This window comes from Acidovorax sp. YS12, assembly GCA_021496925.1.
Lineage (GTDB): Bacteria > Pseudomonadota > Gammaproteobacteria > Burkholderiales > Burkholderiaceae_C > Paenacidovorax.
The window spans coordinates 2,001,889-2,024,842 of sequence record CP053915.1; the positions used below are offsets into that span (position 1 = coordinate 2,001,889).

Below are 22,954 nucleotides of genomic sequence, written 5' to 3' on the forward strand. Positions count from 1 at the left end.
CACCCCCTGAGTCGCCTTCGGCGCCTTCCCCCTCTCTCACGCTTCGCGTGGGAGGGGGACGCAGCCAGCGGCCTGGCAAAGCCAGCTCCGCGGCTGCCTGGCCTGGGCCGCGCCGGTTCCATGGGCCGTGGGTGGCGCGCCAGCGCCATGGGAAACTGACATGGCCAGTCCCGTGCCGATGGCTCTGTCAGCCCTGCTGGCCCTGCTGCTCGTGCTGGCGCCGCTGGCCGCGCGCGCGCAGGCCGCGGCGGGGGCGGTGTCGGAGTACGCCGTCAAGTCCGCGCTGCTGTTCAAGCTGCCGCGCTTCGTCTACCTGCCGCGCTTCGAGGGCGGCACCAGCGTGACCCTGTGCGTGCTCGGGCAGAACCCCTTCGGCGGCGCGCTGGAAAAGCTGGCGCAAACGCCCATCGACGGGCGCGCCGTGCAGGTGCGCAAGCTGGCCTCGGCCGGCGAGGCGGGGGAGTGCGACTTCGTCTTCGTCGCCGCCAGCGAGGCCGCGCGCCTCAAGGCCACGCTGGACAAGCTGGGCGAGCAGCCCGTGGTCACGGTGTCCGACATCGAGGGCTTCGCCAGCGCCGGAGGCATGGTGGAGTTCGCCGTCAACAAGGACGGCGGCGGCTCGCTGGCCGTGCTCATCAACCGCAAGGCGGCGCAGGCGCAGTCCGTCAAGTTCAACGCGCAGTTGCTGCGCCTGGCGAGGATCGTCGAGTGAAGCCGCTGCAACGCCTGCACCCGCGCACCATCCGGGGCAAGCTGGCCTGGTTCTTCACCATCGCCATCGTCGGCGCGGTGGGCGTGCTGTACGTGGCCATGGTGCTGCTGCAGCAGCGGCTGATCCGCAGCGAATGGAGCGAATCGCTAGGCGCGCAGGCACGGCTCATCGCCACCAACAGCCAGGCGGCGTTCGACTTCCAGGACCGCGAGGAAGCCACGCGCCTGCTGGGTGCGGTGGCCGACAACAACCCGGCCATCCTGCGCGCGCGCCTGGTGCAGCGCGGCAAGCGCCAGCCCTTTGCCGAATTCGCCCGCGACGGCGCCGCGCAGCTGGTCATGCCCGAGCCCCCGGCCCAGGGCGCGGGCGTGCATTTCAGCCACGGCCAGCATCTGCTGCCGTGGCCCAGCGGCCACGACAGCCTCGACGGCGCGGACCTGAGCCACGGCCACTACCTGGCCGTGTGGGCCCCCATCCCGGGCAGCGACGGCGGCGCCGCCATCGAACTCGTGGCCTCGCTCGACGCCATGCACGACGCCATCGACCACATGGCGCTGGAAACCGGCGCCAGCCTCCTGGCGCTGCTGGTGGCGCTGCTGTGGCTCTCGGCCCGCGCGGCGCGGCGCATGGCCACGCCGCTGCAGGACCTGAACCAGCTCATGGCGCACATCAGCGACAACCCGGCGCTGGCCGAACGCGCCGACGCGCGCGGCGAGGACGAGCTGGCGCAGCTGGGCCGCAGCCTGAACCAGATGATCGACCGGCTGCAGGCGCGCGACCGCGAGCTGGCGCAGTACCGCCAAGGGCTGGAGCACCTGGTGGAGCAGCGCACGCACGCCCTGCTGGCCGCCACCGAGCAGGCGCACCAGGCCAGCCGCGCCAAGTCGGACTTCCTGGCGCGCATGAGCCACGAGATCCGCACGCCCATGAACGCCATCGTCGGCCTGGGCAAGCTGCTGCTCAAGACCAGCCTGACGGCGCAGCAGCGCGACTACCAGGAGAAGGTGCTGGCGGCGTCGGACATGCTGCTGGGCCTGATCAACGACATCCTCGACTACTCGCGCATCGAGGCCGGCAAGCTGCAGATCGAGGCCATCGCCTTCGACCTGGAGCAGGTGCTGCGCAGCGTCTCCGGCCAGGTGGCGCTGCGCGCACAGGAGCGCGGGCTGGAGCTGCTGTTCCGCATCGCGCCGGACGTGCCGCACCACGTCACCGGCGACCCGCTGCGGCTCGGCCAGGTGCTGGTCAACCTGGCCAACAACGCCGTCAAGTTCACCGAATACGGCGAGATCGTGGTACAGGCGGCGCTGCGCGAGCGCCACGCAGACAAGGCGGTGCTGGAGTTTTCCGTGCGCGACACCGGCATGGGCATACCGCCCGAGCGCCTGGCCGAGCTGTTCTCGCCGTTCACGCAGGTGGACGGCAGCATCACCCGGCGCTTCGGCGGCAGCGGCCTGGGCCTGGCCATCTGCCGCCAGCTCGTGGAGCTGATGGGCGGGCGCATCGAGGTGCAAAGCCAGGTCGGCACGGGCAGCACGTTCTCGTTCACCGTGCCGCTGGGCCTGTCCACGCAGGACGCGGCGGACGGCGCGCCGCGCGATGCGGCGGCGCGCGGCTACTCCAGCCTGCTGCGCGGGCGGCGCGTGCTGGTGATCGACGACAACGCCAGCGCGCGCGAGCTCCTCTGCGCCATGCTGGAGCAGTTCGGCATGCGCGCCGAGGCCGCCGAGGGCGGCGAGCCCGGCATGGAGCGCCTGCTGCACGCGGCGGCGGCAGGCGACCCGTACCAGCTCGTGCTGCTCGACTGGCTCATGCCGGGCATGGACGGCATCGAGACGGCGCGCAGCATCAACGCCGCGCACCTGCCCGATGGCGTGCCCGCCGTGCTCATGGTCACCGCGGGCAGCTACGAAAAGCTCTCGGGCCAGGTGGCCAGCGTGGGGCTGGAGCACATCCTGACCAAGCCGGTGAGCGAGTCGGCGCTGCACGACGCCATGCTCGAAGCCCTGCTGGGCAACGGCGCCGTCGATCTGCCCGCGCACCAGGCGCCGCCGGGCCAGGGCACCGCCACGCACGACTTCGGCGCCATCGCCGGCGCGCGCGTGCTGCTGGTCGATGACGTGGAGCTCAACCGCACCGTGGCCCTGGCCTTCCTCGCCGACACCGGCGTGCAGGTGGACGTGGCCACGCACGGCCGCGAGGCGCTGGAGATGGCGCGCGCCCAGCCCTACGACCTGGTGCTGATGGACATCCAGATGCCCGAGATGGACGGCCTCACGGCCACGCGCGAGATCCGCAAGGAGGCGCGCCTGCGCACGCTGCCCATCGTCGCCATGACCGCCCACGCCATGACCGGCGACCGCGAGCGCAGCCTGGAGGCGGGCATGAACGACCACCTGACCAAACCGATCGACCCCGAGGCGCTCTACGCCGCGCTGCTGCGCTGGATCGCGCCGCGCCGCCAGGGCGGCGCCGCACCCCGCCCCGCGCCGGCGCCCGGCGCGCCCGCGGACGACGCGCCCATCCCGCCGCTGGACGGCATCGACACCGCGCGCGGCCTGGCGCAGAGCCTGGGGCGGCCCGCGCTGTACCGGCGCATCCTGGGCAACTTCACCAAGGAATTCGGTGCCAGCGGCCAGGCCATCGCCGCCGCCCAGGCCGCACAGGACTGGCCGCTGGCGCGCCGCCTGGCGCACTCGCTCAAGTCGGGCGCAGCCACCATCGGCGCCGGGCTGCTGGCGCAGCAGGCCAAGGCGCTGGAGCACGGCTACGCCGAGTCGCAGCCCGCCAGCGCGGCCGACCTGGCCGCCGCCAGCGCCGAACTCCAGCGCGTGTGCGCCCTGCTGGCGCCGCTGCTGCCCGCCGGGGAAACCGCCGCCCCGGCCCCCGGCAGTGCCCCGGCGCAGGACGGTGCCGCGCTGTTCGACCGCCTGCAGGCCCTGCTGGAAAACGACGACGCCGCCGCGCTGCGCGTGATCGAGGCGCTGGCGCAGGCCAGCGTGCCGCACCCCGGCTGGCGCGCGCAACTGACGGCGCTGCGCGAGCTGGTGGAAGACGTGGAATACGAAGACGCGCTGGCCGCCCTGCCCGCGCTGCGCGCCCTCATGGAACGGCCATGAACCCCCAGCTCAACGAATCCACCCTGCTCGTCGTCGACGACGAAAAGCAAAACCGCCTGCTGCTCACCGAGCTGTTCGAGGGCGAGTACAAGATCATCCAGGCCAAGAACGGCCTGCAGGCGCTGGAGCGCGCGCGCAGCCACGCGCCCGACCTGATCCTGCTCGACGTGCTCATGCCCGAGATGGACGGCATGGCCACGATCCGCGCCCTCAAGCGCGAGGACGCCACGCGCAACATCCCGGTAATCTTCATCACCGCGCTCGACTCGCCCACCGACGAAGAGCAGGGCCTGAACCTGGGCGCGGTGGACTACATCGCCAAGCCCTTCCATCCCTCGATCGTGCGCGTGCGCGTGCGCAACCACCTGCAGATCGTGCACCAGCGCCGCCTGCTGGAGCAGCTCGCCGCGCTCGACGGCCTGACCGGCATCCCCAACCGGCGCCGCTTCGACGAGTCCTACGCGCTGGAGTGGCGCCGCTGCCAGCGCACGGGCCAGCCGCTGTCGCTGGTCGTGGCCGACGTGGACCACTTCAAGGCCTACAACGACACCCTGGGCCACGCCGCCGGCGACCGCGTGCTGCAGGAGGTGGCCGCCGTGCTGCGCCAGTGCGCGCGCCGCCCCGGCGACCTGGCCGCGCGCTACGGCGGCGAGGAATTCGTGCTGCTGCTGCCCGAGACCGGCGCGCAGGAGGCGCAGATGCTGGCCGAGGAACTGCGCGCCAGGCTCGAAGCGCGCGCGCTGGCGCACCCGGCCTCGCCCGTGGGCGCCAGCGTGACCCTGAGCATCGGCGGCGCCAGCACCATCCCCACGCAGGCCGAGGCCGACCCTGCCTTCTTCCCCCTGGCCGATGCGGCCCTGTACCAGGCCAAGGCCAGCGGCCGCAACGGCGTGCGCTGGGCGGCGGCCTAAGGCGTCACCCTAAAATCAAAGGTTCGCCGTCTCCTTCCCAGGCTACCTCCCATGTCCCAACGCAAGCTCTTCGTCACCACCGCGCTGCCCTACGCCAACGGCAACTTCCACATCGGCCACATCATGGAATACATCCAGGCCGACACCTGGGTGCGCTACCAGCGGATGCAGGGCCATGCGGTGAACTTCGTCGGCGCCGACGACGCGCACGGCGCGCCGATCATGATCGCCGCCGAGAAGGCCGGCAAGACGCCCCAGCAGTTCGTGGCCGACATCGCCGCCGGGCGGAAGCAGTACCTGGACGGCTTCCACATCGCCTTCGACAACTGGAGCAACACCGACAGCCCGGAGAACCACGAGCTGTCGCAGCAGATCTACCTCGATTTGAAAAAGGCCAGGTTCATCGAAACCCGCACCATCGAGCAGTTCTTCGACCCCGAGAAGAACATGTTCCTGCCCGACCGCTTCATCAAGGGCGAATGCCCGCGCTGCCACGCCAAGGACCAGTACGGCGACAACTGCGAGGTGTGCAGCTCGGTCTACGCCCCCACCGACCTCATCAACCCCTACTCCGCGCTGTCGGGCGCCAAGCCGGTGCTCAAGACCTCGGAGCACTTCTTCTTCAAGCTCTCCGACCCGCGCGCCGTGGAATTCCTCACCGAATGGACGCAGAACGGCGTGCATGTGCAGCCCGAGGTGGCCGGCAAGATCAAGGAATGGTTCGGCACGCGCACCAATCCCGACGGCAGCACCAGCACCGGCCTGGACGACTGGGACATCAGCCGCGACGCGCCGTACTTCGGCATCGAGATCCCCGATGCGCCGGGCAAGTACTTCTACGTCTGGCTCGACGCGCCCGTCGGCTACCTGGCCTCGCTCAAGAACCTGTTGAACCAGCGCGGCGAGGACTACGACACCTACATGGCCGATCCGGCGTTGGAGCAGTACCACTTCATCGGCAAGGACATCATCACCTTCCACACGCTGTTCTGGCCTGCCATGCTCAAGTTCAGCGGCCGCAAGACGCCCACCAGGATCTGCGTGCACGGCTTTCTCACGGTGAACAACGGCGAGAAGATGAGCAAGAGCCGCGGCACGGGCCTGGATCCGCTCAAGTACCTGGCGCTCCAGATGAACCCCGAGTGGCTGCGCTACTACCTGGGCGCCAAGCTCAACGGCAGGAACGAGGACATCGACTTCACGGCCGAGGACTTCATGCTGCGCGTGAACTCGGACCTGATCGGCAAGTACGTCAACATCGCCTCGCGCGCGGCCGGCTTCCTCGCCAAGCGCTTCGGCGGCCAGCTCGGCGCCCCGGGCGCCGACGGCCAGGCGCTGCTGCAGCAGCTGCGCGCGCAGGCCGACGCCATCGCCCAGGCCTACGAGGCGCGCGACACCGCACGCGCCGCACGCGAAGCCATGCTGCTGTGCGACCGCGTGAACGCCTATGTCGATGCCAACAAGCCCTGGGAACTCGCCAAGCAGGAGGGCGAGGATGCGCGCCTGCAGGACGTGTGCAGCACCTGTATCGAGGCCTTCCGCCTGCTCACCATCTACCTCAAGCCCATGCTGCCCGCCGTGGCCGCCCAGGTGGAAGCCTTCCTGCAGGTGCCGCCGCTCGCCTTCGCCGATGCGCAGACCCTGCTCGGCGCGGGCCACGCCATCGGCGCCTACCAGCACCTGATGCAGCGCGTGGACGTGAAGCAGCTCGACGCGCTGTTCGAGCCGCCCGCCGCCCCGGCGGCCGAGGCCGTGCAGCCGGGTGGCGAAGACATCGCCCCCACCATCTCCATCGACGACTTCGCCAAGATCGACCTGCGCATCGCAAAGATCGTGGAATGCAAGCCCGTCGAAGGCTCCACCAAGCTGCTGCAACTGACGCTGGACGTGGGCGAAGGCAAGACGCGCAACGTCTTTTCCGGCATCGCCAGCATGTACCAGCCCGAGCAGTTGCAGGGCAAGCTGACCGTGATGGTCGCCAACCTCGCGCCGCGCAAGATGAAGTTCGGCCTCAGCGAAGGCATGGTGCTGGCCGCCAGCCATGCCGACGAAAAGGCGCACCCCGGTATCTACGTGCTGGAGCCGTTCCCGGGCGCGCAGCCGGGCATGCGCATCCACTGAGCGCGGCAGACGCGGGCCGGGGCCGCGCCCTCTGCGGGGCTCGCTTGAAAATTCAAGCCAAAACTGTCTCCAGCGCTTGCCCATCAAGCGCTGGCAGCTCTCCTTTCAGGAGCATTTACCGCCCCGTCAGCGCCTGCGCATAGCGCCCCGGCGTCAGCGCATGGTGCGCCTTGAAGGCGCGCTGCAGGTGCGCCTGGTCGGCAAAGCCCATGGCGTGCGCCGCTTCGGCCAGTGCCGTGCCCTGGGCCAGCAGGCGGCGTGCGCCGTTCAGGCGCAGGTTCAGCCGGTACACCCCGGGCGTCACGCCCGTCGCTGCCTTGAAGCAGCGGATGAAGCGCGGCGCGCTCATGCCGCAGGCCTGGGCCAGCGCCTGCACGCTGGGCGCGGCTTCGGGCTGCGCATGCAGGCAGCGCAGAGCCGCCGCCACCGCTCCGGCATGGGGCGCATCGACGGCAGGCAGCGCGGGCTCGGCGAAGCGCTGCACGCAGTGCAGCAGCGCCTGGGTGAACATCTCGATACCGGCATCGCCCAGCGGCTGGCACAGCCGGTGCACAGCCTGCGCCGATGCCGCGTCGTGCCGCGCGCGGACGGGAAAGCGCAGCCCCTGCACCCCCAGCTGCGCGCACAGCCAGCCGGCCTGCACGAACAGCATGCGGTACGCCCAAGGCGCGCCATCCTCCGGGTTGCAGGCGTGCCAGACGCCGGGCTCGATCAGCACCACGCTGCCGGCCTCCACCCGCTCGGGGCCGCCGGCATGGTGGAACACCGCCGCCCCCGCATCGACGATGCCGATGGAGTACTCCGCATGCATGTGCAGGCGGTAACAGTGCGGCGCGGCGCGGCTCTCGCGCAGCTCCACCCACGGGGCGGCGGGGTGGCGGTGGAAGGTGGTGGCGGTCATGGCGCTGTCGATCATCCTAGAAACGGTAGTTGAACGCGCTCGCCAGTGCCGCACTCGGCGAGCCAGGCAAGGCGCGACGACGCGGCGGGCTCCTGCCCCCAAGGAGGAGCAACACCGCATGGCGCGGCGAGTGCGTAGCGCAGCTCACCCTGCAGGCGAACGGTGACGGAGCTGCGAAAGCCAGTATCCATACGGCACTCGTGAAGTTTGCAAGCGGTCAACTGCCGTTTCCAGGATCATGCCAGCATGCCCAGCACGCTCGCCACCAGCAGCAGCGCCAGCGCCCGCTGGAACAGCCGCTGCCGCGCGCCCGTGCGCAGCCAGCGCGCCAGCGCCCGGCCCGCCACGGCCCAGCACCCCACGCCCAGCAGGCAGGCTGCCAGCGACACCGCGCAGTACCACGCCAGCGCCGCGCCGCTGCCCTCGCCCTGCGGCAGCACGAACAGGCCCACGCCCGACAGCGCGACCAGCCAGGCCTTGGGGTTCAGCGCCTGCACGGCGGCCCCTTGGGCGAAGGCGCGCCAGGGCCGCACCGCCTGCCCCGCCTGGACCGCGATGGCGCCCGCCGGAGCGCGCGCCAGCTGCCACGCCAGCCACAGCAGATAGGCCGCGCACAGCCACTGCGCCACCGGGGCCACCCCAGGCAGGCCGTCCACCAGCCATTGCGCCCCCTGCCCCATGCACCAGACCACGGCCGCGTAGCTGGCGCTGGCCCCCAGTACGTACAGCAGGGCCACGCGCCGCCGCGCCTGGCTGCCGTGGCGCAGCGCCAGCACGTTGACAGGCCCGGGGGTGATGGCACCCACCAGGGAGAAGCCGGCCATCGCCAGCAGCAGGGAGAACAAGGACGTCATGGCCCGCGCAGTCTGGCGTGCCCTGGCCGTGGTGTATTGAACGCAATTGCACAGCCCCCCTGCGTCCCGCGTTCCCGGAGCACGCCCGGGCGGGCCACGGCTCCACGGAAACAGCTCCTGATTCGATAGCTGTCAGCGCTTGCTGGATAAGCGCTATCCGCGTTTTTCATTCTCATTCCCGTGCAACCGTACCGCTCTGCGACAAGTACCAAAACATTATTTTGGAAAGTTATCAAGAATCATTCGTATTTCTTGCTATGATTCACCCCAGGCTGCAACGCGCACCGTTGCGGCAAGGTTCTCATCGTGGGGTAGTCAATGGGGTGCTCACTCCAGCCCATTGACCACTTTTTTGCCAGCCACTGGTCCGCCACCAGCCACGCACTTTTTCACGATGCCGCCGGCCACGCCTGCCGGTGCATGGGAGCCCCCTTTCGCAAGCCCGCCTGGCAGGGAGCCGCTGCGTCATGCCATACCTTGAAGAAGACATCCATCAGCTGGCGCCGGAACATGGCGTGCTGTTGCGCCGCTACGGCGAATTGCAGCGCCGCTGCACCGAGCACGCCAACGCCCAGGCGCAGGAGATCGTTCGGCTGCAGCAGCAGGTCATGCGCCTGCGGGCCCAGCTCATCCAGCGCGACAGCGCCCTGGCCTGGGAGCGCGAGGACCGCCAGCGGCTGCTGGCCGCCATTGCCGACTGGCCCGAACTGGCGCTGGCCCAGCACCCCGATGCCGGCGCCCACGCCGATGCCGAATGGCTTGAACACAGCCTGCGCTGCGCCGACCTGGTGATCTGCCAGACCGGCTGCGCGAGCCACGGCGCGTTCTGGCGCGTGGAGGACCACTGCAAGCGCACGGGCAAGACCTGCGTGCTGGTGGAGCAGCCCGGCGCGCTGCGCATCGTGCGCGTCCATCCCGCCGGCCAGGCCGAGCCAGAGGCCTGCGCGCCCCTGGACCACAAGGACATGCCATGAACCACGCCCTCCAGACCGGCGCTGCCGCGCACGCCCCCCAGGACGCCGACGACACCCGCGGCACGCCCGAGCACCCCCTGCTGCGCGAATGGAAGCAGCTCACGCGCCAGGGCCTGGCGGCCAGCCGCGCGCACTGCGTGGCGCATGCGCTCACCTGGCACACGCGGGCGCTGGGCGTGGCGCGCCAGTTGCTGGCCCATGCGGAAGACGGCATCGCGGCCGACGACCGGCTCGCCGCCTACGTCGTCGCACACCTGAACCTGGCCGATTGCTACGCCGGCATGGACCAGCCCGCCAGCGCCGCCGAATGCCTGTGCCGCGCGCACCACAAGCTCATGGCGCTGCTGCACAGCGACACCGCGCCGCCATCCCTGCGCATGGCGGCCGCCCGGCAACTGCACCACACCCACGCGGCACTGCACCTGCACCACGGCCCGCAGGGCGGCCCCGCGCCCGCCAGCCCGCTGCTGCACTGATTCCATTCCTCGCAACTCCCGGAGCCCCGCCCATGCCCTACACGCTGCCCCCGATCGCCTACGCCTACGACGCGCTGGAACCCCACATCGACGCGCGGACGATGGAGATCCACCACACCAGGCACCACCAGGCCTACGTGAACAACCTCAACGCGGCGCTCGAAGGCACACCCTACGCCGAGCTGCCGCTCGACGAGCTGGTCGCGCAGGTCGACACCCTGCCCGAGAAGCTGCGCGCGCCCGCGCGCAACAACGGCGGCGGGCACGCCAACCACAGCCTGTTCTGGCGCGTCATGTCGCCCCAGGGCGGCGGCGCGCCGGGCGGCGACCTGGCCCGCGCCATCGAGGCCGACCTGGGCGGCTTCGACGCCTTCAAGGCCGCATTCACCCAGGCGGCGCTCTCGCGCTTCGGCAGCGGCTGGGCCTGGCTCACAGTGAACCCGCAGGGCAAGCTGGCCGTGGAAAGCAGCGCCAACCAGGACAGCCCGCTGATGCGCGGCATCGCCTCGGGCCACACGCCCATCCTGGGGCTGGACGTGTGGGAACACGCCTACTACCTGCAGTACCAGAACCGCCGCCCCGAATACATCGCGGCGTTCTATAACGTCATCGACTGGGCCGAGGTGGCCCGGCGCTACGCAGCCGCACAATCCCGCTAATACTGCAACCCATGCGCCCGCTCCGCCCGCAGACCCTGGCCGGCTTGGCCCTGTGCGCCGCCGGCCTGCCCGCCCTGTGCGCCCTGGCCTGGCAGAGGCTGGACCAGCCCGCGCTGCAAGGCGCGCTGCTCGGCGGCCTCGTCGCCGCGCTGGCCACCGCGCTGGGCACGCTGCCCGTGCTGCTCGCGCAGCGGCCCTCGGAGCGCGTGCAGGACACGCTGTTCGGCTTCGGCGCAGGCGTGATGCTGGCCGCCAGCGCGTTCTCGCTCATCCTGCCGGGACTCGATGCAGCGCGCAGCGCCGCTCTGTTCGGCGGCAGCAACTGGGCCGCGGGCGGCGTGGTGGGCTGCGCCATCCTCATGGGCGCGCTGGTGCTGCTGGCCATGGACCACCTGCTGCCGCACGAGCATTTCATCAAAGGACGCGAGGGCGCCGAGGCCAAGCAGCTGCGCCGCACCTGGCTGTTCGTCTTCGCCATCACGCTGCACAACCTGCCCGAGGGGCTGGCCATCGGCGTCGGCTACGCGGGCAACGAAGGCATGCGCGCGCATGCGCTGGCGATCGGCATCGCCATCCAGGACGTGCCCGAGGGCTTCGTCGTCGCCGCGGCGCTGGTCGCGGCGGGCTACACGCGCGGCCTGGCCATCGCGCTCGGCATCGCCTCGGGCCTGGTCGAGCCGCTGGGCGCGGTGGCCGGCGCCGCCGCCGTCGGCCATTCGGCGCTGCTGCTGCCCTGGGGGCTGGGCTTCGCCGCCGGGGCCATGCTGTTCGTCATCAGCCACGAGATCATTCCCGAATCGCATCGCAAGGGCCACGAATCGTTCGCCACGGCGGGGCTGATGGTGGGGTTCGTGCTCATGATGGTGCTGGACACGGCCCTGGCATGAGGCGCCATGCGCCTTATTTGACAAGGCATATGTAGCCAACTACATTTCAGCCATGTTTGAACTACAAGACCTGCCCAGCTACGACACCCTGGCCGCCTTCGGCGCCGCCTATGGCAACCCCGACGTGGGCGGCCTGCACGCCTGGCTGGCCTGGGCATCGGCCACGGGCGAGATGCTGTCGGCCTTCGACGCCAACCTGGCGAAGAACGGCGGCCTGTCGCAGTCGCAGTTCTTCGTGCTGCTGCTGCTCAAGCGCAACCCCGCCGGCCTGAGCGTGGGCGCGCTGGCGCAGGGCGTGGCCGTTACCTCGCAGACCATGACGCGCACCCTCGACCGCATGGAAGGCGCGGGCCTGTGCCAGCGCGAGGCCGACCCGCAGGACCGCCGCGCGTGGCTGATCCACCTGACGCCCGCGGGCGACGCGCTGCTGGCCCAGGCGCTGCCCGCGCACTACGCCTGGGTGGCGAACCTGATGCAGCACTTCAGCGCCGAGGAACGCGCGCTGCTGCAGCGCCTCACGGGCAAGCTGCGCGAAGCCGGCCTGTCCCGCTAACTCCATCACCGCGACGCATGAATCTCCATTCCCTGCCCCGCCGCCGCCTGTTGGCCCTGCTGCCCGGCACCGCCCTGCTCGCCGCCTGCGGCAAGCGCGCGCCCAAGGCACGGCCCATCGCCACGGGCAGCACCGTGCTGGCCCTCGGCGATTCGCTGACCTCGGGCGTCGGCGCCGATGCCGCCACCGCCTATCCCGCCGAGCTGCAGGCGCTGACGGGCTGGCAGGTGGTGAACGGCGGCGTCTCCGGCGACACCACGGCCCAGGCGCTGGCGCGGCTGCCCGCGCTGCTGGAGGAGCACCGGCCCCAACTCGTCATCGTGGGCATCGGCGGCAACGACTTCCTGCGCCAGATGAGCGCCGCCGCCGCCAAAGACAACATCCGCGCGATCTGCCGCGCCGCCACCGCTGCAGGCGCGCAGGTGATGCTGGTGGCCGTGCCGCAGTTCTCTTTGCTGGCGGCCAGCACCGGGCGGCTCACCGACCACCCGCTCTATGCGGAGTTGGCCGGCGAACTCCAACTGCCGCTGTACGAGGACGGCTGGGCCGAGGTGCTGGGCAACGCCAGCCTGCGCTCCGACCAGGTGCATGCCAACGCCCAGGGCTACCGCCAGTTCGCCGAAGGGCTGGCCAAGCGGCTGCGCCAGGCGGGATTGCTGGCGTAACTCCTGAAACCATAGCTGCCAGCGCTTGATGGGTAAGCGCTACAGGCCATTTTCATCTATTTTTTATCCATTTATGTAGTTAACTACATGAAAGCAATGAACACATCTACGGACTCCCACATTCCTTCCACACCGCTGCGCGCCCTGCTGGCCCTGTGCGCGCTGGCCGTGGTGTCGCAGTTGTATTGGCCGCTGCCCGTGCTGCCGCAGGTGGCGCGCGCCCACGGCCTCGCGCCCGGCGCGGCCGGGATGGTGGTGAGCGTCTTCGGCATGGCCTATGCCGCGGGCTTTCTGCTGTTCGGCCCGCTGTCCGACCGGCTCGGCCGCCGCGCCGTCATGGCCTGGGGGCTGGCCGCGCTGGCGCCCCTGACCGCCGCGCTGGCCTGGGCGCCGTCCAGCGCGCTGCTGCTGGCCGGGCGGGCGCTGCAGGGGCTGGCCGCCGCCGCGTTCGCGCCCGCCGCCATCGCCTACCTGTCCGAACGCGGCACGCCGCGCCAGCGCACCTGGGGCGTGGCGTGGATCAGCACGGCCTTCCTGTCCGCCGGGCTGCTGGGACAGATGTACGGCGGCGCCGTGGCGGGCCGCTGGGGCCTGGGCGCGGCCATGCTGCCACTGGCCGCCGTATACGTCATCACCGCCTGCGCGCTGCTGCGCTCGCCCGCCGATGCGCGCGCCGCCGCCAGCGCACTGCCGTCCCTGCGCGCGTCCATGCAAGCCATGGGCACGCTGCTGGCCGACGCGCGCCTGCGCCGCGCCTATGGCCCGGCGCTGCTGCTCCTGCTCTGCTTCGTGGCCTTCTACCTGCTGCTGGACATGCACGCCGGCGCCGCCCTGCGCGCGCAGGGCATCACGCCGCTGGCGGCACGCGCCGTGGCCCTGCCCGCCTTCCTGGCGCCGCTGGCCGTGGCTGCCGCCATGGCGCGCATCGGTGCGGCGCGTTGGGTCACGCTGGGCCTGGGCACGGCCGCCGCCGGGCTGCTGCTGGCCGCCTGGGCGGGCACCGCCCATCTGCCGGGGCTGCTGGCCGCCAGCGTGGTGTTTGTGCTGGGCGTGGGCACCAGCGTGCCCAGCCTCATCGCCCGCGTGGCGGGCCTGGCTGCCGCGCCGGTGCGCGGCCTGGCCGTGGCGCTCTACACCTTCGTGCTGTTCGTGGGCGCCAGCCTCGGCCCCTGGCTGGCGCAGGCCACGGCGCACTGGCCGCAGGCAGCGGCGCTGGGCCTGCTGGCCGCGCTGCTGGGCGCGGCGGCGCTGTACGCGGCCACACCTGTTTCATCAACCCCTGGAGACCATCCATGAAAGCCCTTCACTCCATCGCCGCCGCACTGGCCTTCGCCACGGCATCGTTCTCATCCACCGCCCAGGAGTCCCTTCCCATGCCCCGTTCCCTCATCCCCGCCAGCCACCACGCCGTCTCCCACCGCGTCGTGCAGGTGGACGGCACGCCCGCCATCCTCACCCGCCACGAGCGCCGCGACGGCCGCAATGCCGGGCTGGAGGGCGAGCACTTCAGCACCGTGACGGCGGCGGACGGCGTGCTCAAGGGCTTCGCCCACATCTCGCTCGACCTGGCAGGAAAGCCCCTGCCCTCGCGCGAGCGCACCGAGGCCATCGCGCGTGCCTTCCTGCAAACCCACGCGAGCGATCTGCTGCTGCGCATGGAGATTCATTGGATCGAGCCGCATGATGAACCCATCCGCGTGCAGCGCGAGGGCCGCACCGAGACCGTGACGCTGACCGGCATGAAGATGAAGGCGCGCAACCTGGCCGACGGGCGCTGGTTCTGGGTCATCGTCTGCAGCGACGAACAACCCATGGTGTTCGAGCGCGACATCGTCTGGATCACCTTCCCCGGCCACCGCAAGACGGAGAAGTGGCTGCACGATGGCTGGCTCAGGGCCCAGGAGCGCCGCGCGGCCTGAGCCCGGCTATCGCATCACCGCCAGCTCAGCCGCGCCGTGCCGCCTCGATGGCCGCGATGTCGATCTTGCCCATCTCCATCATGGCCGCGAAAGCGCGCTGCGCCGCCGCCGGGTCGGGATCGGCGATCGCGTCGGTCAGCGCGCGCGGCGTGATCTGCCAAGACACGCCCCATCGATCCTTGCTACCTGCCGCACGCGCTTTCCTGCCCACCGTTGCCGACGATCGCGTTCCACAGGCGGTCCGTCTCGGCCTGGTCGTCTGTCGCCACCTGGAACGAGAACGCTTCGCTGTGCCGGAACGCCGCGCCGCCGTTCAGGCCGAGGCACGGGATGCCCATGACCGTGAACTCCACGGTCAGCACCTCGCCCTGCTTTCCCGCCGGGTAGTCGCCCGGCGCCTTGTGCACGGCCTGCACCGCGCTGTCGGGAAAGGTCTGCGCATAGAACCGCGCGGCGTCCAGGGCGGTGCCGTCGTACCAGAGGCAGATGGTGTTCTTGGGGGCCATGGCCACGCTCCTGTCCGGGGTCGAAAGTTGGAAGACTGCACGACTTCCCTGGCCACGCTCCCCACGGGGTCTTATCCCGCCTGCCGCTGCACCTCCACCGTGACGTGCGACAGCTCGTGGATGTGCACCAGCAGCGCCTTGTAGTAGGCAGGCTCCTGCGGCTCCCGCGCCATCAGCGCGACGATGGCCGCGAAATGGCCGGGGCCCACCTGCCAGACGTGCAGGTCCGTGATGCGGCTGCTCGTGGGCGCCATCGCCTCGTGGATCTCCTGGCGCACCGCCTGGCCCTCGGCCGCGGCGTCCAGCAGCACGCTGCCGCTGTCCCGCAGCAGCCCCCAGGACCAGCGCACGATCACCAGCGCGCCGACCACGCCCATGGCCGGGTCGGCCCAGAGCCAGCCGCGGCTGCGGCCCAGCAGCAGCGCGGCGATGGCCAGCACGGAGGTCAAGGCGTCGGCCAGCACGTGCAGGTAGGCGGCGCGCAGGTTGTTGTCGCGGGCTTCGCCGTGCGCGTGGTGGTGGACGTGATCGTGGTCATGGTGGTGGTGCCCATGGCCGTGGTGCGCGTGGTCGTCCTTCAGCAGCCACGCACAGGCCAGGTTGACGGCCAGCCCCACTACGGCCACCGCGATCGCCTGGTCGAAGTCGATGCGGATCGGCCGCGCCAGGCGCGCCAGGCTTTCCCAGCCGATCAGCAGCGCGACCAGGGCCAGCACCACTGCGCTGGCAAAGCCCGCCAGATCGCCCAGCTTGCCCGTGCCGAAGGTGAAGCGCGGATCGTCGGCATGCCGCCGCGCGAAGCGGTAGGCCAGCGCCGCGATCAGCATCGCGCCCGCGTGGGTGGACATGTGCCAGCCGTCGGCGACCAGCGCCATCGAGCCATAGATGGTGCCGGCGGCGATCTCGGCCAGCATCATGCCGGCCGTGAGCGCGATGACCAGCCACACCCTGCGCTCGTTGCGCCGGTGGTCGCGGCCCAGGAAGCAATGGCCGTGCTCGGGAGCAAAGGGGCTGTGCGTGTCCATGGGCCGGCTCATTTCATGTAGGTGCGGATGACCTCGATCATTTCCTCGCCGCCCTGGCGCCGCGCCTCGTCGGTCGATGCCGCCAGGACGTGCTCGCGCAGGTGGTCTTCCATCACCTCCGCCGTCAGCCCACCGACCGCGCCGCGCACGGAGGCGATCTGGCGCAGCACCTCGGCACAGGCCGCGTCCGTCTCCAGGGCACGCTCTATGCCTTCGATCTGGCCCTTGATGCGGCGCACGCGGGCGATCAGCTTGGTCTTTTCACGGGAGGTGTGGGACATGGCAAGGCACTGAAAATATAGTCTAGGGGGCTATATTACATGACCCATGCCCCATGGAAAAAGCGCGCCATGCGGACCAAGGCCGGGCAGCGGGTGCATTACCCTTGCATCCCTCGCATCGCCTGACACCCTCATGGACTACCTTCCCCAGCTCCTGACCCTCTCCGGCATCGTCCTGCTCGCCTGCGCCAGCCCGGGGCCGGACTTCGTGGCCGTCACCTCGCAGGCCCTGGGCGGGCGCCGCTCGGGCGTCTTCACCGGCCTGGGCATCACCTGCGCCGTGGCCGTGTGGGCCAGCCTGGCGGTGTTTGGCTTCGGGCTGCTGGTGCAGCAGTTCTTCTGGCTCTACGAGGGCATCCGCCTGGCCGGGGCCGCCTACCTGGTCTACCTGGGCGCGCGCATGCTGATGGCCGCGCTGCGTGGCGGCGCGGGCGCGCAGGACGTCGCGCAGGCGCCCCGCCTCGGCGATGCGCAGGCGTGGCGGCGGGGCTTCCTGGTGGGCATCACCAACCCCAAGACCGCCACGTTCTTCGCCACCCTGTTCGTCACCCTGCTGCCGGTGGGCGCGCCCGCGTGGGTGTACGCGGCGGTGGTCGCGGTGGTGGTGTGCGTCACCGGCACGTGGCTGTGCCTGCTGGCGGCGTTCTTCTCGGTGGGCGCGGTGCGCCGCGCCTATGCGCGCATCCGCCGCCCTGCCGATGCGCTGATGGGCGCGGCACTCGTGGGGCTGGGGGCGCGCCTGGCGGCAAGCCGATAAGGCTGCTTCTTTTTTAATAGCTGCCAGCGCTTGCCCCATAAGCGCCGCGGCCCGAAAACATTTCAGATCCTCAGGGACTTTGATGTACGCATCGACCTTCACCTTCGCCAAGAAGCAGTACGACGACGACTTCCACCGCCTGGACCAGGCCATCGCCGAGGCCGCCAAAGAGATTCCCGGCTACCTGGGCGAGGAGGCGTGGGAGAACGACCGCCTGCTCTCCAACGTCTACTACTGGGACAGCCTGGAGGCGCTGCAGGCCCTGATGCAGCACCCCACGCACCTGCAGGCCAAGGCCCGGCAGGCCGAATGGCTCGATGGCTACCAGGTGGTGATCTCGCAGGTGTTGCGGACCTATGGCGACGGCAGGCTGGGCGGGCTGCCGCTGCCGCTGCCGCTGGCGGCGACGGCCACGCCCTGATCCGCCAACGCTATCTTATTCATAGCTTCTCGCGCTTGTTAAATAAGCGCTACAGGCACTTTTCATTCAAATCCTCATACCCCGCAGCACCCCGGCCAGCGTCTTCACGCCCGCCTCCAGCTCCTGCGGCGCATAGGCCGCGAAGCCCATGAGGAACCCGGCCTCGGCCGGCGCGGCGGCGTACAGAGCCGACAGCCCCTGCAGGTCGATGCCCGCGCGGCGCGCGGCATCGACGGCGGCGCGCTCGGGCACGTCGCACGTGAAGACGCAGGGCATCTGCATGCCGCCCGCGGGCACGCGCGGCTGCACCCAGGCGGCCAGGTGTGCTTGCACCAGCCGCGCCAGCGCGTCGCGCCGCGCGGCGTACAGGCCGCGCATGGCGCGCACGTGGGCGCCGAAGTGCCCGCCTTCGATGAAGCGCGCCAGCGTGAGCTGGGCGATGGGCGCGCTGTGCCCGTCCAGCAGCGTGCGCGCCACCGCCATGGGCGCAACGAGGTGCGGCGGCAACACCAGGTAGCCGATGCGCAGGCCCGGGAACAGCGACTTGCTGAAGGTGCCGATGTAGAGCGTGCGCTCGTGCGCGTCCAGCCCCTGCACGCAGGCCGTGGGCTTGCCGGCGTAGTGGAATTCGCTGTCGTAGTCGTCCTCGATGATCCAGGCCTGGTGCCGGTGCGCCCAGTCCACCACGGCCAGGCGCCGCTCCAGCGCCAGCGTGGCGCCGGTGGGGTACTGGTGCGACGGGGTGAGGTACACGGCGCGCGCCGCCCGCTCCTCCTCCAGGCGCTGCACCAGCATGCCGCCCCCGTCCACCGGCACGGGCACGCAGGCCAGGCCCGCCGCCTCGAACGCCCGGCGCGCGCCGTGGTAGAGCGGGTCTTCCACGCAGATGCGCTCGCCCGCGTCGAGCAGCACCGTGGCGCACAGGGCCAGCGCCTGCTGCGAGCTGGTGAGCACCAGCACGCGCTCGGGCGTGGCGCGCGCGCCGCGCTCCAGGTTCACGTAGTCGGCGATGGCGCGGCGCAGCGGCTCCATGCCCTGCGGCGGGCTGTGCAGCAGGGCGCGCGCGCCGTGCTCCTTGAGCACCTGGCGCTGCAGGCGCTCCCAGGTGGCGAGGGGGAAAGCGCGCGTGTCGGGCAGGCCGGGCGCGAAAGGGCGCGGCGCGAGGAAGTCGCGCACGCCACCGCCCTGGTACAGCGCCTCGCCGCGCTGGCTCAGGCGAGGCGCGCCCGCTGGCGTGGCGGGCCGCCGGGCCTGCGCGCCCAGGCGTTGCGCGCGCGGCGAGACGAAGCTGCCGCTGCCCACGCGCCGCTCGATGAAGCCCTCGGCATGCAGTTGGCCGTAGGCCGCCTCCACCGTGTCGCGCGACACGCCCAGCGACTGCGCCAGCGCGCGCGAGGCGGGCAGGGGTTGGCCGCCGCCCAGCGCGCCTTCCAGGATCAACTGCCGCAACGCGCGCTGCACGCGCACATGCAGCGGCAGCGCGCCATGGGCGGGGTCGCCCAGCCAGGCTTTCACGGATTCGAGTTGGGCATGCTTGAACAATTGGCTGGGTCTTCCTCAAAAAAGTGGATGGTTGCTTCAGGCCATTTTAGGAATACAAAAGCGCTTTCCACTGGCTTTCCCCCTACGGCCCATGCAGCAAGAACACCCCTCCCCACACCCCGCCCCTCTGCGCCCCCGCGATCTGGTCCACCCTATCGTGGCGGGCCTGGTCTCGGTCATCGTCAACTACGGCGGCACGTTCATCCTGGTGTTCCAGGCCGCCAAGGTGGCGGGGCTGAGTCCGGCGCTGACGGCCTCGTGGGTGTGGTCGATCTCCATCGGCGTGGGAGTCACGGGGGTGCTGCTGAGCTGGATGACGCGCGCGCCGGTCATCACCGCCTGGTCCACGCCGGCGGCGGCGTTCCTCGTGACCGCGCTAGCCACCACGCCCTATGCTGAGGCCGTGGGCGCCTACCTGATCTCGGCCGCGGCCTTCGTGGCGCTGGGCCTGTCGGGCTGGTTCGACCGCGTGATCCGCTGGATTCCGCCCGGCGTGGCGGCCGGGCTGCTGGCGGGCATCCTGCTGCAGTTCGGCATCCGGGCGTTCGGCGGCATGGGCATCGACCCGCTGCTGGCCGGGCTGCTGGTGCTGGCCTACGTGCTGCTGCGGCGCGTGGCGGCGCGCTGGGCGGTGGTGGGCATCCTGCTGCTGGGCCTGGGCTTTCTGCTGGCGCAGGGACGAGTGGATCTGTCAGGCCTGCGCCTGCAGCTCGCGGCACCGGTGTTCACGGTGCCCGCGTTCTCGCTCAACGCGCTGCTCAGCGTGGCGCTGCCGCTGTTCCTCATCACGCTCAGCGGCCAGTACATGCCCGGCATGCTGGTGCTGCGCGGCGACGGCTACGCCACCAGCGCCAGCCCCATCGTCGCCGTGACCGGGCTGGGCTCGCTGCTGATGGCGCCGTTCGGCGCGCACGCCTTCAACCTCGCGGCCATCACCGCCGCCATCTGCACCGGGCGCGAGGCGCACGAGGACCCGTCCAAGCGCTGGATCGCCGGCATCGCGGCGGGCGTGTGCTACATCCTCGTGGGCGTGTTCGGCGTCACGCTGGCGGCGGTGTTCATGGCGCTGCCGGCCACCTTCATCACCACGCTGGCGGGGCTGGCGCTGCTGGGCACCATCGGCACCAGCCTGGCCACGGCCCTGGCCGACGCGAAGGCGCGCGAGTCGGCGCTGATCACCTTCCTGGCCGCCGCCGCCAACATCACGCTGCTGGGCATCGGCGGCGCCTTCTGGGGCCTGGTGGTCGGGCTGGCAGCCCACGCGGTGCTGCATGGCCGCCTGCCACGGCCCGCCCTTGCGAGAAAAGGAGCCGTGTCATGACAGCCACCCGCCACGACCAGCACGGCCGCTATCCCCAGGCCGCCACGCTGCAGGACTTTGAGCGCCACCTGGCCTTTGTACAGGCACGCATCGACGCCGCCTGCGCGCGCGTGGGGCGCGACCCGGCCGGCGTGCGCCTGCTGCCCGTGAGCAAGACCCACGAGGCCAGCGTGCGCCTGGCCCACGCGGCGGGCTGCCGCCTGCTGGGCGAGAACAAGCCGCAGGAGGCGTACGGCAAATGGCTCGCCACGCAGGACTTGGCCGATCTGCGCTGGTCGATCATCGGCCACCTGCAGACTAACAAAGCCAAGCTGGTGGCGCGCTTCGCCAGCGAGTTCCAGGCGCTCGACAGCCTGCGCGTGGCCGAGGCGCTGGAGCGCCGCCTGCAGGCCGAGGGCCGCGCGCTCGATGTGTTCGTGCAGGTCAACACCTCGGGCGAGGCCAGCAAGTACGGCCTGCCGCCCGGGGACGTGGCGGCCTTCCTGCGCGCCCTGCCCGCCTTCCCGGCGCTGCGCGTGCGCGGGCTGATGACGCTGGCACTGTTCTCCAGCGAGGCCGGGCGCGTGCGCGAATGCTTCGTGCTGCTGCGCACGCTGCGCGACCGGCTGCGCCAGGAGGCGCCCGCGGGTATCGCTTTGGAGGAGCTGTCGATGGGCATGTCCGGCGACTTCGAGATCGCCATCGAGGAAGGCGCCACCACCGTGCGCGTGGGCCAGGCGATCTTCGGCGCGCGGGCGCTGCCCGACAGCCACTACTGGCCCAATTCCTGCAAGGAAACCACACCATGACCCACACCGCCATCGCCATCCGCCACCTGCATTTCGAAGACCTGGGCACGCTGGAGCCGCTGCTCCAGTCCCGGGGCTACGCCGTGCGCTACGTGGACGCCCCCACCGAAGACCTGCGCGCACCGCACATTGCCGACGCCGATCTGCTGGTCGTGCTGGGCGGCCCCATCGGCGCGTTCGACGAAGCGGCCTACCCCTTCCTCGCCGACGAACTGGCGCTGGTGCGGCAGCGGCTGGGCAGCCAACGGCCACTGCTGGGCATCTGCCTGGGCGCCCAGCTCATCGCCCGCGCGCTTGGCGCCCCGGTGGCGCCCATGGGGGTGAAGGAGATCGGCTTCGCGCCACTGGCGCTGACGGCGGCGGGGCACGATTCCCCGCTGGCCGCGCTGGGCGACGTGCCCGTGCTGCACTGGCATGGCGACCAGTTCGGCATTCCGCCCGGCGCCCAGTGCCTCGCGGGCACCGCCACCTGCCCGCACCAGGGCTTTGCCTTGGGCCCCCAGGTGCTCGGCCTGCAATGCCACCTGGAAGCCGACCCGCGCACCATCGAGCGCTGGCTGGTCGGCCATGCCTGCGAGCTGGCCCAGGCGGGCGTCGACCCGCGCGCCCTGCGCGCCGAGGCCCGGGCGCTGCAGGCGCACCTGCCCGCGGCGGCGGGCGCGGTGTTCACGCGCTGGCTCGACGGCCTGGCCCCCCGGCCATGACGACGCTGCAGCCGCTGCGGCTGGACGTGGTGTCGGTGCAGTCCCAGGTGGTCTATGGCCGCGTGGGCAACAACGCCGCCGTGCCTACGCTGGAGGCGCTGGGCCTCGCGGTGGCCGCCGTGCCCACGGTGCTGCTCAGCAACACGCCGCACTACCCCACACTGCACGGCGGCACGGTGCCGCTCGACTGGTTCGGCGGCTACCTGCGCGACCTGTCGGCGCGCGGCGCGCTGCATGCGCTGCGCGCGCTGGTGGTGGGCTACCTGGGCGATCCGGCACAGGCCGCCGTGCTGGCCGGCTGGGCCCGCGCCCTGCTGGCCGAGCGCGCCGGGCTGCGCATCGTGCTCGACCCGGTGCTGGGCGACCACGACACCGGCCTCTACGCAGCCCCCGGCATGGCCGAGGCCTGCCGCACGCACCTGCTGCCGCTGGCGAGCGGGCTCACGCCCAACGGCTTCGAGCTGGCGCAGCTCACCGGCATGCCCGTGGACAACATGGACGGCGTGGTGGCCGCCGCGCGCACGCTGCTCACCGGCCGCACGCAATGGGTGGCCGTGACCAGCGCCGCACCGGCCACCTGGCCGCCGGACGCCATGCACGTGGTGCTGGTCACCGCCACGCAGGCACAGGCCATCACGCACCCGCGCATCGACGCCGCGCCCAAGGGCACCGGCGACCTGTTCTGCGCCGCGCTCACCGGCCACTGGCTGCAGGGCCTGGCGCTGCCCGAGGCGGCGACGCGCGCCTGCGACCACGTGGTGCGCGCGCTGCAGCGCACGCGGCAGGCGCGCAGCGCCGAACTGCTGCTGCATACATCTCGCATCGATTGGCAGGAGCAGCTGGGCGAGCGCCTGTAAG

Annotated in this window: 23 protein-coding genes and 1 pseudogene; 18 read left to right on the top strand and 6 right to left on the bottom strand. The window is 71.3% G+C overall.

All coding sequences use genetic code 11. The features are described from left to right. Positions 1–160 precede the first annotated feature (160 nt). From YS110_09080 to metG, 4 genes are read left to right on the top strand one after another with little or no spacing between them, the layout of a single operon-like run. Positions 161–712, top strand: coding sequence for a YfiR family protein (locus YS110_09080; GenBank protein UJB64885.1), 552 nt, complete (start codon positions 161–163; stop codon positions 710–712). After that, a complete protein-coding gene (locus tag YS110_09085) occupies positions 709–3,831 on the top strand; it encodes a response regulator (protein ID UJB64886.1) in 3,123 nt (1,040 codons plus the stop codon). Before YS110_09080 ends, YS110_09085 begins: the two co-directional genes overlap by 4 nt. Then, a complete protein-coding gene (locus tag YS110_09090) occupies positions 3,828–4,742 on the top strand; it encodes a diguanylate cyclase (protein ID UJB64887.1) in 915 nt (304 codons plus the stop codon). Before YS110_09085 ends, YS110_09090 begins: the two co-directional genes overlap by 4 nt. Positions 4,743–4,793: 51 nt before the next feature. Further along, positions 4,794–6,863: a methionine--tRNA ligase gene (metG, locus tag YS110_09095; GenBank protein ID UJB64888.1), complete on the top strand. Its 2,070-nt coding sequence runs from the start codon at positions 4,794–4,796 to the stop codon at positions 6,861–6,863. Positions 6,864–6,978: 115 nt separating this feature from the next. Here the strand turns inward: metG and YS110_09100 are convergent, their stop codons facing one another. Together YS110_09100 and YS110_09105 are read right to left on the bottom strand one after the other, a co-directional pair. Further along, complete coding sequence (locus YS110_09100; protein UJB64889.1) at positions 6,979–7,764, bottom strand: AraC family transcriptional regulator; 786 nt, start codon at positions 7,762–7,764, stop codon at positions 6,979–6,981. Between the two features lie 236 nt (positions 7,765–8,000). After that, a complete protein-coding gene (locus YS110_09105) occupies positions 8,001–8,609 on the bottom strand; it encodes a LysE family translocator (protein UJB67406.1) in 609 nt (202 codons plus the stop codon). Between the two features lie 476 nt (positions 8,610–9,085). Between YS110_09105 and YS110_09110 the strand changes: the two genes are divergently transcribed. From YS110_09110 to YS110_09145, 8 genes are all read left to right on the top strand, one after another. Then, complete coding sequence (locus YS110_09110) at positions 9,086–9,592, top strand: DUF2325 domain-containing protein (protein UJB64890.1); 507 nt, start codon at positions 9,086–9,088, stop codon at positions 9,590–9,592. Next, positions 9,589–10,068 carry a hypothetical protein gene (locus YS110_09115; GenBank protein UJB64891.1) on the top strand — a complete coding sequence of 160 codons (480 nt, stop codon included), beginning with the start codon at positions 9,589–9,591 and terminating at the stop codon, positions 10,066–10,068. Before YS110_09110 ends, YS110_09115 begins: the two co-directional genes overlap by 4 nt. Before the next feature lie 32 nt (positions 10,069–10,100). Further along, positions 10,101–10,727 (top strand): superoxide dismutase, encoded by a 627-nt coding sequence (locus YS110_09120; protein ID UJB64892.1) that lies wholly within the window; start codon positions 10,101–10,103, stop codon positions 10,725–10,727. 11 nt (positions 10,728–10,738) lie between these two features. Next, positions 10,739–11,614 carry a ZIP family metal transporter gene (locus YS110_09125; protein UJB64893.1) on the top strand — a complete coding sequence of 292 codons (876 nt, stop codon included), beginning with the start codon at positions 10,739–10,741 and terminating at the stop codon, positions 11,612–11,614. A gap of 52 nt (positions 11,615–11,666) precedes the next feature. Further along, entirely contained in the window at positions 11,667–12,167 is a 501-nt protein-coding gene (locus tag YS110_09130) for a MarR family transcriptional regulator (protein ID UJB64894.1), read from the top strand. Positions 12,168–12,184: 17 nt separating this feature from the next. Next, the gene (locus tag YS110_09135) at positions 12,185–12,832 is read left to right on the top strand and encodes an arylesterase (protein ID UJB64895.1); all 648 of its coding nucleotides are present in this window, start codon (positions 12,185–12,187) and stop codon (positions 12,830–12,832) included. Positions 12,833–12,928: 96 nt separating this feature from the next. Next, positions 12,929–14,128 carry an MFS transporter gene (locus YS110_09140; protein ID UJB64896.1) on the top strand — a complete coding sequence of 400 codons (1,200 nt, stop codon included), beginning with the start codon at positions 12,929–12,931 and terminating at the stop codon, positions 14,126–14,128. After that, the gene (locus YS110_09145; protein ID UJB64897.1) at positions 14,125–14,751 is read left to right on the top strand and encodes a hypothetical protein; all 627 of its coding nucleotides are present in this window, start codon (positions 14,125–14,127) and stop codon (positions 14,749–14,751) included. Before YS110_09140 ends, YS110_09145 begins: the two co-directional genes overlap by 4 nt. A gap of 25 nt (positions 14,752–14,776) precedes the next feature. Here the strand turns inward: YS110_09145 and YS110_09150 are convergent. From YS110_09150 to YS110_09160, 3 genes and pseudogenes are all read right to left on the bottom strand, one after another. After that, a pseudogene (locus tag YS110_09150) lies at positions 14,777–15,257 on the bottom strand (VOC family protein). 71 nt (positions 15,258–15,328) lie between these two features. Next, on the bottom strand, positions 15,329–16,282 hold the full coding sequence (gene dmeF, locus YS110_09155; GenBank protein ID UJB64898.1) for a CDF family Co(II)/Ni(II) efflux transporter DmeF: 954 nt from the start codon (positions 16,280–16,282) through the stop codon (positions 15,329–15,331). Positions 16,283–16,290: 8 nt separating this feature from the next. Continuing rightward, positions 16,291–16,563: a metal/formaldehyde-sensitive transcriptional repressor gene (locus YS110_09160; GenBank protein ID UJB64899.1), complete on the bottom strand. Its 273-nt coding sequence runs from the start codon at positions 16,561–16,563 to the stop codon at positions 16,291–16,293. 133 nt (positions 16,564–16,696) lie between these two features. On the opposite strand from YS110_09160, the gene YS110_09165 reads away from it, so the two are divergent. Continuing rightward, positions 16,697–17,320, top strand: a complete 624-nt coding sequence (locus tag YS110_09165; protein UJB64900.1) for a LysE family transporter — start codon at positions 16,697–16,699, stop codon at positions 17,318–17,320. Between the two features lie 82 nt (positions 17,321–17,402). After that, complete coding sequence (locus YS110_09170; GenBank protein UJB64901.1) at positions 17,403–17,741, top strand: antibiotic biosynthesis monooxygenase; 339 nt, start codon at positions 17,403–17,405, stop codon at positions 17,739–17,741. Between the two features lie 66 nt (positions 17,742–17,807). Here YS110_09170 and YS110_09175 read toward each other — a convergent pair whose 3' ends face one another. Further along, entirely contained in the window at positions 17,808–19,283 is a 1,476-nt protein-coding gene (locus YS110_09175; GenBank protein UJB64902.1) for a PLP-dependent aminotransferase family protein, read from the bottom strand. Positions 19,284–19,374: 91 nt separating this feature from the next. On the opposite strand from YS110_09175, the gene benE reads away from it, so the two are divergent. From benE to pdxK, 4 genes are read left to right on the top strand one after another with little or no spacing between them, the layout of a single operon-like run. After that, on the top strand, positions 19,375–20,604 hold the full coding sequence (gene benE / locus YS110_09180; GenBank protein UJB64903.1) for a benzoate/H(+) symporter BenE family transporter: 1,230 nt from the start codon (positions 19,375–19,377) through the stop codon (positions 20,602–20,604). Then, positions 20,601–21,392: a YggS family pyridoxal phosphate-dependent enzyme gene (locus YS110_09185; GenBank protein UJB64904.1), complete on the top strand. Its 792-nt coding sequence runs from the start codon at positions 20,601–20,603 to the stop codon at positions 21,390–21,392. Before benE ends, YS110_09185 begins: the two co-directional genes overlap by 4 nt. Further along, a complete protein-coding gene (locus YS110_09190) occupies positions 21,389–22,096 on the top strand; it encodes a glutamine amidotransferase (GenBank protein UJB64905.1) in 708 nt (235 codons plus the stop codon). Before YS110_09185 ends, YS110_09190 begins: the two co-directional genes overlap by 4 nt. Further along, on the top strand, positions 22,093–22,953 hold the full coding sequence (gene pdxK / locus YS110_09195) for a pyridoxine/pyridoxal/pyridoxamine kinase (protein UJB64906.1): 861 nt from the start codon (positions 22,093–22,095) through the stop codon (positions 22,951–22,953). Before YS110_09190 ends, pdxK begins: the two co-directional genes overlap by 4 nt. Position 22,954 lies beyond the last annotated feature (1 nt).